General features: G+C 60.8%; 18 protein-coding genes. 15 read left to right on the forward strand and 3 right to left on the reverse strand.

From position 1 onward, the window contains the following. Positions 1-11: 11 nt before the first annotated feature. The 15 genes from pcaF (at position 12) to ISX84_RS13865 (ending at position 12,465) form a co-directional block, all read left to right on the forward strand. On the forward strand, positions 12-1,214 hold the full coding sequence (gene pcaF, locus ISX84_RS13795; protein WP_195820962.1) for a 3-oxoadipyl-CoA thiolase: 1,203 nt from the start codon (positions 12-14) through the stop codon (positions 1,212-1,214). A 3-nt stretch (positions 1,215-1,217) separates the two neighbouring features. Further along, complete coding sequence (gene paaA, locus ISX84_RS13800; protein WP_195820963.1) at positions 1,218-2,210, forward strand: 1,2-phenylacetyl-CoA epoxidase subunit PaaA; 993 nt, start codon at positions 1,218-1,220, stop codon at positions 2,208-2,210. Positions 2,211-2,215: 5 nt separating this feature from the next. Next, the gene (gene paaB, locus ISX84_RS13805; protein WP_195820964.1) at positions 2,216-2,560 is read left to right on the forward strand and encodes a 1,2-phenylacetyl-CoA epoxidase subunit PaaB; all 345 of its coding nucleotides are present in this window, start codon (positions 2,216-2,218) and stop codon (positions 2,558-2,560) included. Between the two features lie 29 nt (positions 2,561-2,589). Beyond that, positions 2,590-3,312, forward strand: a complete 723-nt coding sequence (gene paaC / locus ISX84_RS13810; protein WP_195821313.1) for a 1,2-phenylacetyl-CoA epoxidase subunit PaaC — start codon at positions 2,590-2,592, stop codon at positions 3,310-3,312. Beyond that, positions 3,306-3,773 carry a 1,2-phenylacetyl-CoA epoxidase subunit PaaD gene (gene paaD / locus ISX84_RS13815; RefSeq protein WP_195820965.1) on the forward strand — a complete coding sequence of 156 codons (468 nt, stop codon included), beginning with the start codon at positions 3,306-3,308 and terminating at the stop codon, positions 3,771-3,773. Before paaC ends, paaD begins: the two co-directional genes overlap by 7 nt. Next, entirely contained in the window at positions 3,773-4,837 is a 1,065-nt protein-coding gene (locus tag ISX84_RS13820; RefSeq protein ID WP_195820966.1) for a 2Fe-2S iron-sulfur cluster-binding protein, read from the forward strand. The genes paaD and ISX84_RS13820 overlap by 1 nt, the downstream gene beginning before the upstream one ends. A 21-nt stretch (positions 4,838-4,858) precedes the next feature. Next, positions 4,859-6,889, forward strand: a complete 2,031-nt coding sequence (gene paaZ / locus ISX84_RS13825) for a phenylacetic acid degradation bifunctional protein PaaZ (protein ID WP_195821314.1) — start codon at positions 4,859-4,861, stop codon at positions 6,887-6,889. Continuing rightward, positions 6,879-7,655 carry a PaaX family transcriptional regulator C-terminal domain-containing protein gene (locus ISX84_RS13830; protein ID WP_195820967.1) on the forward strand — a complete coding sequence of 259 codons (777 nt, stop codon included), beginning with the start codon at positions 6,879-6,881 and terminating at the stop codon, positions 7,653-7,655. Before paaZ ends, ISX84_RS13830 begins: the two co-directional genes overlap by 11 nt. 42 nt (positions 7,656-7,697) lie before the next feature. Next, a complete protein-coding gene (locus ISX84_RS13835) occupies positions 7,698-8,312 on the forward strand; it encodes a ribonuclease D (RefSeq protein ID WP_195820968.1) in 615 nt (204 codons plus the stop codon). After that, entirely contained in the window at positions 8,309-9,271 is a 963-nt protein-coding gene (locus tag ISX84_RS13840; protein ID WP_195820969.1) for a KpsF/GutQ family sugar-phosphate isomerase, read from the forward strand. The genes ISX84_RS13835 and ISX84_RS13840 overlap by 4 nt, the downstream gene beginning before the upstream one ends. 6 nt (positions 9,272-9,277) lie before the next feature. Then, positions 9,278-9,886, forward strand: a complete 609-nt coding sequence (lptC, locus tag ISX84_RS13845) for an LPS export ABC transporter periplasmic protein LptC (RefSeq protein ID WP_195820970.1) — start codon at positions 9,278-9,280, stop codon at positions 9,884-9,886. Between the two features lie 3 nt (positions 9,887-9,889). Continuing rightward, positions 9,890-10,381 (forward strand): LptA/OstA family protein, encoded by a 492-nt coding sequence (locus ISX84_RS13850; protein WP_195820971.1) that lies wholly within the window; start codon positions 9,890-9,892, stop codon positions 10,379-10,381. After that, positions 10,382-11,140, forward strand: a complete 759-nt coding sequence (gene lptB / locus ISX84_RS13855) for an LPS export ABC transporter ATP-binding protein (RefSeq protein ID WP_195820972.1) — start codon at positions 10,382-10,384, stop codon at positions 11,138-11,140. 251 nt (positions 11,141-11,391) lie between these two features. Further along, the gene (gene hpf / locus ISX84_RS13860) at positions 11,392-11,958 is read left to right on the forward strand and encodes a ribosome hibernation-promoting factor, HPF/YfiA family (protein ID WP_195820973.1); all 567 of its coding nucleotides are present in this window, start codon (positions 11,392-11,394) and stop codon (positions 11,956-11,958) included. A gap of 42 nt (positions 11,959-12,000) precedes the next feature. Next, positions 12,001-12,465: a PTS sugar transporter subunit IIA gene (locus tag ISX84_RS13865; RefSeq protein WP_195820974.1), complete on the forward strand. Its 465-nt coding sequence runs from the start codon at positions 12,001-12,003 to the stop codon at positions 12,463-12,465. A 20-nt stretch (positions 12,466-12,485) separates the two neighbouring features. Here the strand turns inward: ISX84_RS13865 and ISX84_RS13870 are convergent, their stop codons facing one another. From ISX84_RS13870 to ISX84_RS13880, 3 genes are all read right to left on the reverse strand, one after another. Next, positions 12,486-14,186, reverse strand: coding sequence for a DUF5927 domain-containing protein (locus ISX84_RS13870; protein WP_326838738.1), 1,701 nt, complete (start codon positions 14,184-14,186; stop codon positions 12,486-12,488). Then, the gene (locus ISX84_RS13875) at positions 14,183-15,169 is read right to left on the reverse strand and encodes a glycosyltransferase family 2 protein (protein WP_195820975.1); all 987 of its coding nucleotides are present in this window, start codon (positions 15,167-15,169) and stop codon (positions 14,183-14,185) included. Before ISX84_RS13875 ends, ISX84_RS13870 begins: the two co-directional genes overlap by 4 nt. Positions 15,170-15,373: 204 nt before the next feature. Next, positions 15,374-16,444, reverse strand: coding sequence for a glycosyltransferase family 2 protein (locus ISX84_RS13880; protein ID WP_326838739.1), 1,071 nt, complete (start codon positions 16,442-16,444; stop codon positions 15,374-15,376). Between the last annotated feature and the right edge of the window lie 72 nt (positions 16,445-16,516).

Here is a 16,516-nt window from a genome sequence, read left to right on the forward strand (position 1 = left end):
GGGAGGATTCTATGCAGGCTTACATCTGTGACGCGCAGCGTACGCCCATCGGGCGCTATGGCGGAAGCCTGTCGATGGTGCGCGCGGATGATCTGGCCGCCGCGCCGATTGCGGCCCTCATCACCCGCAACCCGTCGGTCGACTGGTCGCGCGTGGATGATGTGATTTACGGCTGCGCCAACCAGGCCGGCGAAGATAACCGCAACGTAGCACGGATGGCCGCGCTTCTGGCGGGTTTGCCGGTGGACGTCCCCGGATCGACAATAAACCGCCTCTGCGCATCCGGCATGGATGCTGTTGGGTCGGCGGCACGGGCAATCCGTGCGGGCGACATCGACTTGGCAATCGCAGGGGGTGTCGAAAGCATGAGCCGCGCGCCCTTTGTGATGCCCAAGGCCGAAACCGCGTTTTCGCGCACAGGTCAGGTCTATGACACGACCATCGGCTGGCGCTTTGTGAACCCGAAGATGAAAGCCGAGTATGGTATCGATTCCATGCCGCAGACCGCAGACAATGTGGCGGAGGACTATGGGATCAGCCGCGCGGATCAGGATGCGTTTGCCGCGCGCAGCCAGGCTCGGTGGGCCAAAGCCCATGCGGCGGGCGTGTTTGCCGAAGAAATCACTCCTGTCACCATCCCCCAGCGCAAAGGCGAGGCCATTGTCGTCGATAGGGATGAACATCCGCGCCCAGATACGACAGCAGAAAAACTAGGCAAGCTGCGGGGGATCAATGGCGCTGAGCTGACCGTGACCGCTGGGAATGCCTCCGGCGTCAACGACGGCGCCGCCGCTTTGCTCATCGCGTCGGAGCAAGCCGCCGAGACCCACGGCCTGACGCCAATGGCCCGCGTGGTGGCCATGTCCGCAGCGGGTGTCGCGCCACGGATCATGGGCATTGGCCCGATCCCGGCCTGTGAAAAAGTCCTGAAACGCGCGGGGCTGAGCATTGAGCAGATGGATGTGATAGAATTGAACGAGGCGTTTGCCTCACAGGGGCTCGCCACCTTGCGCGCGCTGGGTGTGGCGGATGACGCGCCCCATGTGAACGCAAACGGCGGCGCCATCGCGATCGGGCATCCGTTGGGCATGTCCGGCGCGCGGCTGGTGATGACGGCGGCCTATCAACTCAAACGCACCGACGGGCGCTATGCGCTTTGCACGATGTGCGTGGGGGTCGGTCAAGGCGTGGCGCTTATACTTGAAAGGGTTTGAACGATGTATGCACAGATGATCAAATCGACCGGCAAGGGCGTCAAATCGCTCGACGAGATGGACCCTGAAGAACGCGCCTTTCAGGAGCGGATCAACGCAGGCGGCAAGATCGAACCCAAGGACTGGATGCCCGACGGCTACCGCAAGACGCTGATCCGCCAGATCGGCCAGCACGCGCATTCCGAAATCGTCGGCCAGCTGCCCGAGGGCAACTGGATCACCCGCGCCCCCACGCTGGAGCGCAAAGCAATCCTGCTGGCGAAGGTGCAGGACGAGGCGGGACACGGGCTCTACCTCTATTGCGCTGCCGAAACGCTGGGGGTGAGCCGCGATCAGCTGACGCGCGACCTTCTCTCAGGCAAGATGAAATACTCCTCCATCTTCAACTATCCGACCCTGACATGGGCGGATATGGGTGCGGTCGGCTGGCTGGTCGATGGCGCGGCAATCATGAACCAGGTGCCGCTGCAGCGCACCTCCTATGGGCCCTATGCCCGCGCCATGGTGCGCATCTGCAAGGAGGAATCCTTCCACCAGCGGCAGGGTTTCGACATCATGATGAAGATGGCGAATGGCAACGAGGCGCAGCGCAAGATGGCGCAGGATGCGCTCAACCGCTTCTGGTATCCTTCGCTGATGATGTTTGGCCCGTCCGACAAGGAGTCGGTGCATTCCGCCCAGTCGATGGCGTGGAAAATCAAGATGAACACCAATGACGAACTGCGCCAGAAATTCGTCGATCAAACAGCACCGCAGGCCGCTTATCTGGGCCTGACCATCCCGGATGAGCATCTGGAGTGGAACGAAGAGCGCGGATCCTATGATTTCTCGGAACCCGATTGGGAGGAGTTCTTTGACGTGCTGCAAGGTAACGGCCCGTGTTCGGTTGACCGCATGGAAGCGCGCAACAAGGCCTGGGATGACGGGCGCTGGGTGCGCGAGGGCCTCCTGGCCCACGCGGAGAAGAAACGCGCACGCAAAATGGCAGCGGAGTAACTGATATGAGCAGCCCTGAATCCGGATCCTATGACGCCACCGAAGCCGCCCCGCATGGCAAGCCCCGCGCCACCGAATGGCCCCTGTGGGAGGTGTTTATCCGGGGTCAGCACGGCCTCAGCCACCGGCATGTCGGCTCGCTGCATGCAGCGGACGCCGAAAGCGCGATCAAGAACGCCCGCGATGTCTATACCCGTCGCAACGAGGGCGTTAGCATCTGGGTGGTCGAAGCCGCCGCCATCGCCGCCTCCTCCCCCGAGGAAAAAGGCCCGCTCTACGAGCCATCCAATGACAAGGTGTACCGCCACCCGACCTTCTTCGACATCCCAGACGACGTAGGTGCGATGTGAGTGAACCGCTTTTCGAATTCCTGTGCCGCATGGGGGACAACACGCTGGTGCTGGGGCACCGTGTGTCGGAGTGGTGCGGCGTGGCGCCTGTGTTGGAAGAAGACATCGCACTGGCCAATACCGCGCTGGATTTGATCGGGCAGACGACGCTCTGGCTGAATCTCGCGGGCGAGGTCGAGGGCAAAGGCCGCGATGCCGATGCGCTCGCTTTTCGCCGGGACGTCTGGGAGTTTCGCAATGTGCTTCTGGTCGAACAACCCAACGGTGATTTCGGCCAGACCATGATGCGGCAATTCCTGTTCGACCTCTGGCACAAGGGCATGCTAACCGCTTTGCAGGACAGCAGCCACGACCAGATTGCCGCGATTGCGGAGAAGTCGCTCAAGGAGGTGACCTATCATCTGGAACGCACCACCGACACGGTGGTGGGGCTGGGCGACGGGACGGATGAAAGCCATGATCGCATGCAAAACGCCCTTGATAGGCTCTATCCATTTGTCGGAGAGATGTTTGTCTCTGACGCCATCGATACCGCGATGATGGCCGAGGGTATCGCGCCCGATCCCGCAGATTTGCGCCCGGCTTTCGATGCGAGACTGGACGAGGTTCTCTCTGATGCGACGCTGATCAGACCCACGAGTGATTTTGCGCATAAGGGCGGAAAATCAGGGCAGCGACACTCGGAACATCTGGGCCATATGCTCAGCCAGATGCAATGGTTGCAGCGTGCCTACCCGGATGCGACATGGTGACCGATAAACCCACGACCGAGGTGATCTGGGAATGGCTGGATGCCGTGCCCGACCCGGAGATTCCGGCGATCAGCCTGACCGATCTGGGCATCATTCGGAATGTCGAATGGGTGGGTGATACGCTAGAGGTGACCGTAACGCCGACCTATTCCGGCTGCCCCGCCACACGCATCATCACTCTCGACATCGAAACTGCCTTGCGCGACCGCGGTATCGAAAAACTGACGCTGAAAACGCAGCTTTCCCCGGCCTGGACCACCGATTGGCTGACGGAACGCGGCAAAGAGCGGCTTGAGGGGTATGGGATTGCGCCACCACAACCGGCAGGTGGCCCGCAGCACTGCCCGCTTTGCAAATCAAGTCATGTCGAACGGATCAGCCAGTTCGGCTCCACCCCCTGCAAGGCCCAGTGGCGCTGCCAGAGCTGCCTGGAACCCTTCGACTATTTCAAGTGTATCTGATGCCCCAATTTCATCCCCTCACCGTGACAGACATCCACCACACCATCCGCGATGCGGTGGTGCTGACGTTGAAACCGGACAGCCCGGAGGCGTTCAAATTCACCCAAGGCCAATACCTGACCTTCAAGCAGGATTTCGACGGCACGGAGGTGCGGCGCAACTATTCGATCTGCGCCGGGCTTGACGACGGCGTGCTGCAGGTCGGGATCAAACGGGTCGACGGCGGGGCGTTCTCCACCTTTGCGAACACACAGCTGAAAGTTGGTGACACCCTGCAGGCCATGCCGCCTTCGGGATCGTTTTTTACCCGGTTAGAGCCTGATACCGCGAAATCATACCTCGGGTTTGCCGGTGGTTCCGGCATCACGCCGGTCTTGTCGATCCTGAAAACCGTGCTGCACCGGGAGCCGCACGCGACTTTCACGCTGGTCTATGCGAACCGCGCGGTGAACACGATCATGTTCCGCGAGGAGCTGGAAGATTTGAAAAACCGCTATATGGGGCGGCTGACGATCATCCACATTCTCGAATCCGGTCAAGACATGGAGCTTTTCACTGGGCGTGTCGATCAAGAGAAGTGCGACAAGCTGTTCCAGCATTGGATCGACGTCACATCGGTTGATACCGCCTTCATCTGCGGACCCGAACCGATGATGCTGGCCATTGCCGATAGCCTGAAAACCCACGGGTTAGAGCCTGATCAGATCAAATTCGAGCTTTTCACCGAGAGCCAGCAGGGACGTCTGGCAAAGCAGGAAATCGCAGCGCGTGCCGCCGACCAGAAAGGCACCGAGGCGCAGGTTACCGTCGAAGGTGTGACGCGCCGTTTCACCATGCCAAAGGATCAATCGGTGCTCGAAGCCGCGCTCGACAATGCGCTGGACGCACCTTTTGCCTGCAAGGCGGGCGTCTGTTCCACCTGCAAGGCGCGGGTGCTGGAGGGCGAGTACGAGATGCTCTCAAACCACGCGCTGGAAGATTACGAGGTGGAACAGGGCATGGTGCTGACCTGCCAGTGCTACCCGCTGAGTGACAAAATCGTCGTGGAATACGACACCCATTAAGGAGCCCCCATGCCCAAGGATATGAACCTGCGCGATGTCATGAGCTTTGCCGCCGGGCAGTGGATTGGTCCAGGCGCGGGCGCGCGGTCGATCGCAAGCGCCATCACGGGCGAGGTCATCGCAACTGCGGGCAATGATGCGCTGGATGTGCAGGCCATGCTTGGTTACGCCCGCGACGTTGGTGGGCCAGGCTTGCGCAAGCTCACCTTTCACGACCGCGCGCGCATGCTCAAGGCGCTGGCGCTGTATTTGAAGGACCACAGACAAACCCTCTATGACCTCAGCTTTGACACCGGGGCCACGCAATCGGATCACATGATCGACGTTGACGGCGGGATCGGTACGATGCTGGTCTTTGCCTCCAAGGGGCGCCGCGAGATGCCGGACGCGCGGGTCTATCTCGACGGGCCGGTCGAGCAGCTGGGCCGTCACGGGCAATTCGTTGGCCGCCATATCGCAACCCCGCTGCAGGGCGTCGCAGTGCACATCAACGCCTTCAACTTCCCCGTCTGGGGCATGCTGGAGAAACTGGCCCCCACCCTGCTGGCAGGGGTTCCCGCCATCGTCAAACCGGCCACCGCAACCTGCTATGTGACGGAACGCTGCGTACGTCTGATGCTCGACAGTGGTCTGTTGCCTGAGGGGGCGGTGCAACTGGTCACGGGGGGCTTGGGCGACATGCTGGACCATCTTGATTGTCAGGATGCGGTCAGCTTCACCGGGTCGGCGGAGACGGCGCTGAAACTGCGCGCCAACCCGCATCTGCTGGAGCGTTCCGTGCGCTTCATGGCGGAGCAGGACAGTCTCAACGCCTCGGTTCTGTGCCCGGATGCCACGCCCGGCACCCCTGAATTCGACCTCTTCGTGAAAGAGGTGCACCGCGAAATGACCGCCAAGGCCGGGCAGAAATGCACTGCCATCCGGCGCATCATGGTCCCGCAACCACAGGTCGATGCCGTCATCGCTGCCCTTTCCAACAAACTGGCCAAAACCACGATTGGCGATCCGCGCCTGGAGACCTCGCGCATGGGCGCTTTGGTCTCTAACGCGCAGAAACGGGACGTTCTGGAGAAGGCGGAGGTGATCGCGCAGGAAGCCGAACGCGTCTTTGGTGACCCGACGGATTTCGAGGTACAGGGCGCGGACCCGGACAAGGGTGCCTTCCTGCCGCCCATGCTGTTTCACTGCGCAGACCCGGACAGCGCGCAACGGCTGCACGATACCGAAGCCTTCGGACCAGTCTCGACCATCATGGGCTACCGCGACCCGGGCCACGCCACCCATCTGCTCAACCGCGGCAAAGGCTCACTTGTGGCCTCTGTCATCACCAACGACCCGGAGGTCGCGACAGAGATCACGATGGGTGCCGCCGCCTTCCACGGGCGGCTCTATTTCAACAATCGGACATCGATGAAAGAAGCGACCGGTCACGGCTCCCCGCTGCCCCATATGGTGCATGGCGGGCCGGGCCGCGCTGGTGGCGGCGAAGAGCTGGGCGGCATTCGCGGCGTCATGCATTACATGCAGCGCACGGCGATACAGGGCAGCCCGGATGTGCTGTCGGCGATCACCGGGCAATGGGTGCCCGGGGCGGCGGAAAACCAGAACGCCGCGCATCCCTTCACCCGTCGCTTTGGCGCCCTGCAGATCGGCGACACCCTGAACGCCGGGCCGCGCGAGATCACGCTTGAGGATATCGAGACATTCGCCCATTTCACCGGCGATACCTTTTACGCCCATATGGACGACGACGCGGCGGCGGCGAACCCTTTCTTTCCAGGGCGCGTTGCCCACGGCTATCTGCTGCTCAGCTTTGCGGCGGGCATGTTCGTGCAACCCGATCCCGGCCCGGTGCTGGCCAACACCGGCCTCGACAGCCTGCGTTTCATGGCGCCGGTGCAGCCGGGGGACAGCATCAACGTGCGATTGACCGTCAAGGCCAAGACCCCGCGCAACGAAGACTACGGCGAAATACGCTGGCACGTGACCCTGACCAATCAGGACGACGAAGCCGTTGCCGAGTATGAATTGCTGACGATGAATGCTTTCTGATCCATTGGACCACCTAACAACCGCCCTGACCGACCTAGGGGGCCAGCGGGTCTGGTCCCTGCTGGTGACCGTCTTCGGTGATCTTGTGCCGGACGCGGGCGCAGGCATCGACGGGCCGGTGCTGTCCACGCTCATGGGGCGGATGAACGTCCGGGCGGAAGCAACGCGCGTGGCCCTGCACCGGCTGCGCAACGACGGCTGGATCACCTCCGCCAAATCGGGACGCACCAGCCGCCACAGCCTGACGGAACACGGGCGCCGCGAAACCATTCAGGCCAGCCGCCGCATCTATGCCGCACCAGATGACATGCCCGGCGGATGGGTGGTTCTGCTGACCGAAGAGGCAAATGGCGACCGGCGCAACCTGCTGGAAACTGCGGGGTTCACGCAGATGATGCCGCGGGTCTACATCGGCCCCGCCGGGCGCACAGTGCCGGATAACACGCTGGCGCTGAGCGGTGATGCGGTGCCGGATTGGCTGCGCCGGCAGCTGACACCCGAGACGCTTTGCGCGGATTACAGCAAGCTGCACCGTATCCTGACCGAGATCGACAGCGCCTTGCCAAACGGTGCCGATCTGTCGCCGGTTGACTGTGCCGTGCTGCGCTGCCTGATCGTGCACAACTGGCGGCGGCTGGTGTTGAAACACCCCGACCTGCCCGCCGCCCTCTACACCGATGACTGGCGCGAACAAGAGTGTCGCGCGCTGGTGACCGCGCTGCTGCACAGATTTCCACGGCCAGACCTCGCCGATCTCGCCGCGTAACCTGTGCTTTCCCAAGCCAATAAGGCAGGCTATAGGGAGCACATGACACATAGCGTATATAAAAATGACCTTCCGGACGGGCTTGATCTGGGGCCTGTTGTTGCCATCGATTGCGAAACGATGGGCCTCAATCCACACCGTGACCGGCTCTGCGTCGTGCAGCTGTCAGGCGGCGACGGCAAAGCGCATCTGGTGCAGATCGCCATGGGCCAGACCGACGCACCGAACCTCTGCGCCTTGCTGGAAAATCCGGCTGTGCTCAAACTCTTTCACTTCGGGCGCTTCGATATCGCCGCGATGCTGAACACCTTCGGCGCGACCGCATCACCGGTTTATTGCACCAAGATCGCCAGCCGCCTCGTGCGGACTTTCACCGACCGGCACGGGCTGGCCAAGCTGCTGCAGGAATTGCTGAACATCGACATCTCTAAACAACAGCAATCCAGCGACTGGGGTGCGGACACGCTGACAGATGCGCAGGTCGACTATGCAGCCTCTGACGTGCTTTACCTGCACCGGCTGCGGGAGGCGCTGAACGTGATGTTGGAACGGGAAGGGCGTATGGAGCTGGCGCAATCCTGCTTTGATTTCCTGCCGATCCGGGCGCGGCTGGACCTCGAAGGCTGGCCCGACACGGACATCTTTGCACATTCATGAGCACGCCCTTTCTTGATACGGCCCGCCGGGTGATCCGGACCGAGGCCGATGCGCTCACCACGCTGGCCGAGGGGCTGGATGCGCGGTTTCGCGACGCCATCGACCTGCTGCTGAACAGCAAGGGCCGCGTGATCGTCACCGGCATTGGCAAATCCGGCCATATCGCGCGCAAGATCGCCGCCACCATGGCCAGCACCGGCACGCCCGCGCAATTCGTGCACCCGGCAGAGGCGAGCCACGGCGATCTCGGCATGATCACCAGCGCCGATGTGGTGCTGGCGATCTCCAATTCGGGCGAGGCGCCGGAGCTTGCCAACCTGCTGGCCTACGCGCGCCGGTTTGACATTCCGTTGCTCGGGATCACCAGCGCCGAAGGCTCCAGCCTTGGCCGTGAATGCGATGTGGTGCTGTTGCTGCCAAAACTGGGGGAAGCTTGCGGCACCGGCGTTGTCCCCTCCTCCTCGACAACGATGACGCTGGCACTGGGCGATGCGCTGGCCATCGCGCTGATGGAGCACCGCGCCTTTACACCCGAAAACTTTCGCGACTTTCACCCCGGCGGCAAACTGGGCGCCCAGCTCAGCCGGGTGTCGGATTTGATGCACAGCGGGGATCAGCTGCCCCTGGTCCACCCGGAAACGCCGATGTCGGACGCGCTAATCGAGATCAGCCAGAAGGGGTTTGGCGTTGTCGGTGTGACCGATCAGGCGGGGTTGCTCGCAGGGATCATCACCGACGGCGACCTGCGGCGCCATATGGAGGGGCTTTTGTCGTTGAACGCCCAAGACGTCATGACGCCCTCGCCCGTGACCATCGAACCGAGTGCACTGGCCGAAAAGGCCGTCGCCATGATGCAGGCCCGCCAGATCACCAGCCTCTTTGTGGTCGACGCCAGCGGGCCAGCCACACCGCTTGGCCTGATCCGCATCCATGATTGTCTGCGCGTCGGTCTGGGATAGGCCGGGATGCGCGGAGATCGGTATTCACGCATGGTGGCCTGGCTGAAAGTGGCCCTGCCCCTTGCAGCCCTTGGCCTGCTGTCGACCCTGTTTCTGTTGTCGCGCGTGGTCGATCCCACGGAATCGATCCCCTTTGCCGACACCGAAGTGCAGGACCGTCTGCTGAACCAGCAGATCTCCGGCCCCTACTATTCGGGCACGACGGCGAACGGCGACCAGATCGCCTTTGTCGCGGAGAAAGTCTTGACGCCGAACGGCCTGGGCGGTGCCAACCGGGCCGAAGATGTCTTTGTGAAAATCGAGATGGTCAGCGGCACCACGGTAAACGTCACGTCGAACAAGGCACGGGTCAACATAGGTCAGGATGTCGCGGACTTGACCGGCAATGTGGTGATCACCACGTCCCAAGGGTACATCATCACCAGCGAAGCGCTGATAGCGAGAATTGCCGCCTTGGACCTGCGTTCCCCCGATACGGTTTTTGCAACCACCCCCGCAGGCGAGCTAACTGCGGGGTCCATGCGGCTGATGTCCCCCGAACCGGACGCACCGGCGCAATTGGTTTTCACAAATGGCGTGAAACTGATATATCAGCCCAAACAGGCGAAAGACTGATCCGTGACATTGTTAAGAATATTTATCCTGCCCCTGTTCCTTCTGGCCACCGCCCCGGCATTGCTTGCGCAGGGAACCCAGGTCGCCTTCGGCAGCCTGCAACAAGACACCGGCCTGCCAGTGGAAGTCACCGCGGACAATCTCGCGGTTGATCAGGGCACCGGAGAGGCCGTGTTCACAGGCAATGTCGTGGTCGGTCAGGGTGCGATGCGGCTGTCTGCCAAACGGCTGCTTGTCGTCTACCGCGAAGACACCGAAGGGATCGAACGGATGGAGGCCACCGGCGATGTGGTACTGGTGTCCGGTCCGGATGCGGCCGAATCGGAACGCGCAGATTACAATATTGACGATGGCACGATCGTGATGACCGGCAACGTGCTGCTGACCCAGGGACCCTCTGCCCTGACGGCGGACAAAATGACCGTGCAGCTCGACACTGGCACCGCCCAGATGGCCGGGTCGGTAAAGACCATTTTGCAGACCGGCGACAATTAAATGGCACGACCCACCCTGACCGTCTCCGAAGGTTCCGCCGGGCTGCACGTAGAGCACCTGCGCAAATCCTACCGCAAGAAAACCGTGATCCGCGATTTTTCCATGTATCTGGAGCGCGGGGAAGTGGTGGCTCTGCTGGGCCCGAACGGCTCCGGCAAGACAACCACCTTTTACGCGGTGGCCGGGCTGGTCACGCCTGAAGGCGGCACCGTTCTGATTGATGGGCAGGATGTCACGGCCTTGCCGATGTATCGTCGCGCCCGGCTGGGCATCGGCTATCTCCCACAAGAGATGAGCATTTTCAGGGGCTTGTCCGTACAAGACAACATCAGCGCCATCCTCGACATCGCCGAGGCGGACCGTCACAAGCGCCGCGAACGGCTCGAAGAGCTGCTCAGCGAATTCTCCATTGAACATCTGCGACGTGCGCCTGCGCTGGCCCTGTCGGGGGGTGAACGGCGCCGGGTCGAAATCGCCCGCTGTCTCGCCGCCAATCCCAAATACCTGCTTCTGGATGAACCTTTTGCCGGGGTTGATCCGATCTCTGTCGGGGATATCCGGCACCTCGTCGCCGACCTGAAAAAACGCGGCATCGGCGTGCTGATCACCGATCACAACGTCCGCGAAACGCTCGAAATCGTCGACCGCGCCTATATTCTGCACGAGGGGCGTGTGCTGATGTCCGGCACCCCGGACGAGGTCGTCGAGAACGAAAACGTGCGCCGCGTCTACCTCGGCGACAACTTCAAAATCTCCTGATCCAGCCGCGCGCGCGTTAACGCTTTTTTCCGCGCACGCGACCCGCTTTTGTTTGACTCTGGTGTCGGTTATCGGGCTCAATGAAGCCATGGCACGTACCAGTTTCTGTCTGACCGCGCATCAGCCTGCCTGCCAAGGCCCGGAAGACAATCATCATATGGAACGCCATTTTCCGTGATCCTCTGACCCGCTTCCCCGGCGTCTCTGCGCCCGGAAACCCGATGCAGGATCAACCATTCGAAGGAGAGACTATGCGGTATCAAATCAGCGGCAAACAGATCGACATCGGCGAAGCGCTGCAAACCCACGTGAAAGAAGAATTGGGTGAAGCAGTGAAAAAATATGCCGAACGCCCAACCGAAGCGGTTGTGGTGTTTTCCAAGTCGGCGCACGAGTTTGTCTGCGAGGCGACCGTTCACCTGTCTACCGGCCTGACAGCACAGGCAAAAGCGCATCAGACCGAGATTTATGCCGCCTTTGATTCGTGCTGCGACAAAATGGAAAAACAACTGCGCCGCTACAAGCGTAGGTTGAAAGATCATCACAAAGATCGGGCCGAACCGGTTGAAATCTACGGCGCGTCCTCCTATATCCTCGCATCAGATGCCGACTCAGAAGCGCAGGAACCAGAGACACTGCAACCGATCATCGTCGCCGAGATGGAAACCAAGATTCCCTCTCTCTCCGTAGGTGAAGCCGTGATGCAGATGGAACTCGCTGGTGCACCGGTTCTGGTCTTTAGAAACGAGGGCAAAGAAGGCCTGAATGTCGTATACCGCCGCGATGACGGGAACATTGGCTGGATAGACCCCCAGTAGGATTTCTTCGAGGCGATTGAGCCTCCCGAAAGTGCGAGCAGAATGGATTTTAACAAACTCCTCAAGCCTGAGGCCGTGAAGGTATTGACCTCCGCCTCAAGTAAAAAACGCCTCATGCAGGATCTTGGCGATCTTGCGGAACAGGCATATGGGCTGAAATCGGGCCACGTCCTCGACGCGCTGCTGGCGCGCGAGGCGCTGGGGCCCACCGGTGTTGGACATGGCATCGCCTTGCCCCATGCGCGGCTTGACGGGCTGGACACGGTTGTGGGCGCCTTCGTTCTGCTCGACAAACCCATCGACTTCAATGCGGTGGACCGGCAGCCGGTTGATGTCGCCTTTGCGCTCTTTGCCCCCGAGGATGCTGGTGTAGAGCACCTCAAGGCGCTCGCGCTGGTCTCACGGACCCTGCGTGATCCGGGTATTTGCGCAAAATTGCGGGCAAACCCGAACCCCAGCACGCTGCATACCATCCTGACGTCAGCGGAATCCGAACAGGCGGCCTGAGACGCTCTTGGGCGGCCCGCTCACCGGACCAGATAGGGTTTGCGCGGCCTGTCCCGGTCGACGACCGCGTCGCCCTGCTCCACCGGAAAATCCCCCATCAGATAGGGGTGCATGCCCTGGTTCTTGAGGTTCTGCAAGAATTGCCCAAAGCCGTTCAGATCCACCATGCGGGGCACTTCGGACAGGCGATGCTGGGCTGTCGGCCCGATCTCATCCAGTATTGTCTGCAGCGGCTCCATCGGCGCTTCGATGAAGTCGGCCATGGTCCAAATGCGCACGCGCGCCTTGATCCAGGTGGACCGCAAGACATCGAGATGCTCGCTTTCCGTGCGCTGCAGCTGCGCCGCTGCCTTGCGCAGATCAAGGAAGTTCGCATTTGACCGGAAGAGCGGCACGGCCCATGCCCCGCTGATGACGGAAATCTGAGCATTGGGGTCTGTTGCGATGCGCCAGTTGATCGCCTGGTTGTCACGCGGACCAAACTGAAAACACTGCCGCTCTCCCCGGGTGTTCCAGATCAGACTGGTCAGAAAACCATGCGGGTTGTAGTCGCGCAAGGTCGCACTGTTGCTCAGCGCGCCGTTCATCACGGTCTGATCCTCTGCAAAATAAGCCTGTTCCGGCGCAAAGAGATGGCCGTGCACCCGCGCGCCCGTTGCCTTGGCAAGCCATGGCTCGAAATTCTCGAAAAGCTCGGCGAACCCCTGAAACATGGAATAGGGCGCGGCGGTCACCTCGTTTTCCCAATCCTCGCGCGGGAAACGGCTTTGCATGTAAAGACCGGCACGACCGCGGGTCCGGCGCTGCACCGCCTTGGCAAAAATGCGGTCAATCTTGCCCGGATTAGGCTCGCTCTTTTTCATTGCGCCGGACGGGTCGGTGAGGAATGCATCGTAAAGACGGTGCGCATGCGGCCATATCTTGCGCGCGACAAAACAGTCCGATCGGCGCAACAGCTGCAAATGATCATCGTAGAAAATATGCGGCTTGCCCTGAAAATCGAACTTCGACAACGTCAACGACCGGCTTTCGATCTTGATCGCGTATTGGCGCACCAGTGTTTGAAAGTAGCTCTCGTCCGGGATCCAGACGCGACGGAAGTAGCGATCATATTCTGCCCGCGCTGGGTCCTGCAGAATCGCCGACAGCGTTTGCCGGGTCAGGCACCACCATTGCGATCCCATATGCGGCAGCAAGCCACCGGGCACGCGTCGGTTCACGCGCAACCGCCGCTGCAGCGCCACATAGCAATCAAACAGAACCCGCTGCCGTTTCCAGGAAAAAGGGAACCGCAGGGTGAACCGTTCCGCGTCCAGACCACCCACCGTCCAGGGAACGTCAGCCGTTGTCGCGCTTTCAATGAAGTCGGTTTTCGGCCGGTCCGCCAGATAGTCGACCAACTCCTGCACCGGGCGCAGCGGCAGGCAGGACCCGGATGCAAGATAGACATGGCGCACATCCGGAAAGCTGGCCAGCATCTGTTCTGACGCCGTTTGCGTCGCGGCCACGATCCCCCATGTGCCCCATTCACATCTGTAGCGTTTGGAGAATGAGACGTCGGGCACATTTGCCAGCGATTGCCGGAACGCACCAAAGGCCTTGCGCGACACGTTCTTGTCAACGTGGATCACCACCGGACAACCCGCGGCCGACCAGTGACGCACGACCTGTTCCGCACGACCGAAGGCAGTGTGCACCAGCATGACAACCCCGACGCTCACGCCCAGTTCCCCTTGGACATCAGACCCAGGATCTCCAGCTGTCGCCAGTTGATGTATTTCTCAGACCACTTGCACCAGAGCTCCGTGTCTTCCGTCAGACCCTGCGCATAGGCCCGATATTCGTAGGATCCCGCATAGTGCTGCTGGCGTTCAATTTCTTCGCTGGCCTTATCCGCAAAAGTATCGAGGAATTTGGCATGCAGCAGAATGCCGGATGCTTTCTCCCCACCTCTTTGATCATAGACAAGGTTCAATCCGCGCGGCAGCAGCATATGCGTTGAATTCACATAAGCGTAGCGCCGGTTCCATTTGACCAAAGGCACCTTGTTCAATGCAGGTGCGCGCGTCGGCTCCTTCGGGAAGAACACGCGGCTGCGCGGCCCGCCCTGAATCCACAGGTTACCGTAAAGAGGGTTGCGCGACATTGTATAGTTGCCGCTGTCAAACCAGCAGGCGATGTCGATCGGGTTCTGACCAGGCTGATATTGCTGATCTTCCAGCCGGCCCTTGGGGTACATATCCAGCAGCATGGCCGAAAAGGCGCGGATGGAGCAGCTGTCGAGCCAATCCGTCAGCGCCCGGAGCGGTCGTGTATCACAGAATGGATAAAGCAGAAATTCATCGGGGTCGACAACGACGCACCAATGTCCATGCGCGTATTTGCTTTGCAGATAGTTCAGCCAATCGACGCCATAGCGCGCATTCTTGTAGCTGCTTTTGGTGCGCCACAGGGAGACATCCGGCTGATCGGCCAGGTAGTCCGCTGATCCGTCTGTGCTGTCATTGTCCACGATGAAAAAATGGGACACGCCCATGTCGCGGTAGTATTCCAGAAAGTAGGGAAGGCGCACCTTCTCGTTCCGCTGCGTGGAAAACAGCAGAATATCATCGGTGCGCACCTGCGCGGTTCTGTCGGTAATCTGCTTTAGCTCAAAGCTCTTGCGGCGCGCGCGTATACGCAGACGCTTTCGCGCCAGACGCATCCGGTAAGATCCCAGAACACCCAAGCTTCAGCCCTCTCCACCGCCCCACCGCCGGTGCTCAAAGGACCCCTGTCCCATCTTCCTGCGGTCGATCTTGTGTCGCTTCATTGGTTAATCGCGACTTATTGATATTTTATTGCTCAAAAACGTAGCCCTCACAACGAATTTGAATGGTTCTAAGTGATTTGGGCGATTTTCACCGGTTTACCAGGGCCCACGGAACATCAACCCCATGTCCACCAGCTGTCGCCATCCGGTGAATTTTATGGACTCGGGCACCCACAAGTCAGGCGCCTCCGCCAAAGCGTCGTAGTACGCATCATGTGCCGACCCGCGCGTGTATTGTTGGCCGCGCGCCTTCTCGGTTCTGGCCCGCGCTCCCGTTCCCGGCAAAAACTTTGTGTGCAACAAAACCCCTGTAAGCCGTTCCCTGCCGTCCAAATCATGGTGCGCGTTCAGAAGCTGCGGCAAAGCCACATGGGTGGAACTGAAGTAGACATAGGACCGGTGCCACTTCACAAGTGGCACTTTGCTGAGCACCGGTGCGAACTCCGGAGCTCTCTGAAAGAACATGCGCGCCCGTACCCCCCCTAAAACCGAAACGGATTGATGTTGGCCGCGCCGCTCGCACCAATATCCGTGGCCATCAAACCAGGGCAGGATCGGGAGAGGGTCCTCGCCTGCATGGTACCGCTGGGAATCCGGTGACCCCTTGGGATAGAGGTCGAGCATAAGGGTTCCAAGGCTGCGGTGACCCTCCGATGTCAGTTGTGTCGTGAGCACGGTAAGGTCCCGGGTCTCCCACTGCGGATAGATCAGCAGTTCGTCCGCATCCACCGTCACGGTCCAGTGGCCATGTCCGTACCGCATGAGCAGCCAGGTGAGCCAGTCCATGCCGAAACGCGCTGATTTATAAGGCGCGTCCGTCTGCCACACAGAGACATCCGATGCCGCTTTGAGCAGGTCCAGCGTGCCGTCATCGCTGCCGTTGTCCACGATCAGAAAATGGCGCACGCCCAGCGCTCTGTAGTGCTGCAGAAAATAGGGCAACCGCAGGGCCTCGTTGCGCACCGTCGCGAAGAGCAGGATGTCCGCCGGTGCAATCTGCCGCGTATGGTTCTGCACAGGGGTCAGCTTGTGGCGGCTGCGAAACCCGCGCCACAGCAGTCGTTTGCGCCGCAGCCGCAACTTATATCTGGACCAAAGCGTGGGCGGCGCCATCACGCGACCTTTCAGAACCGAGGGCCGTACGGGCAAAGCCGATACGATCTTCACGCCATATTGCCCGAATTGATCGCGCCGCCAAGCCTTTCCCCGATAGGCATTGGCTACTGCTGGCCTCGCTTT

Origin of the sequence: Roseobacter sp. MH60115 (genome assembly GCF_015644665.1) — a bacterium.
GTDB lineage: Bacteria > Pseudomonadota > Alphaproteobacteria > Rhodobacterales > Rhodobacteraceae > Roseobacter.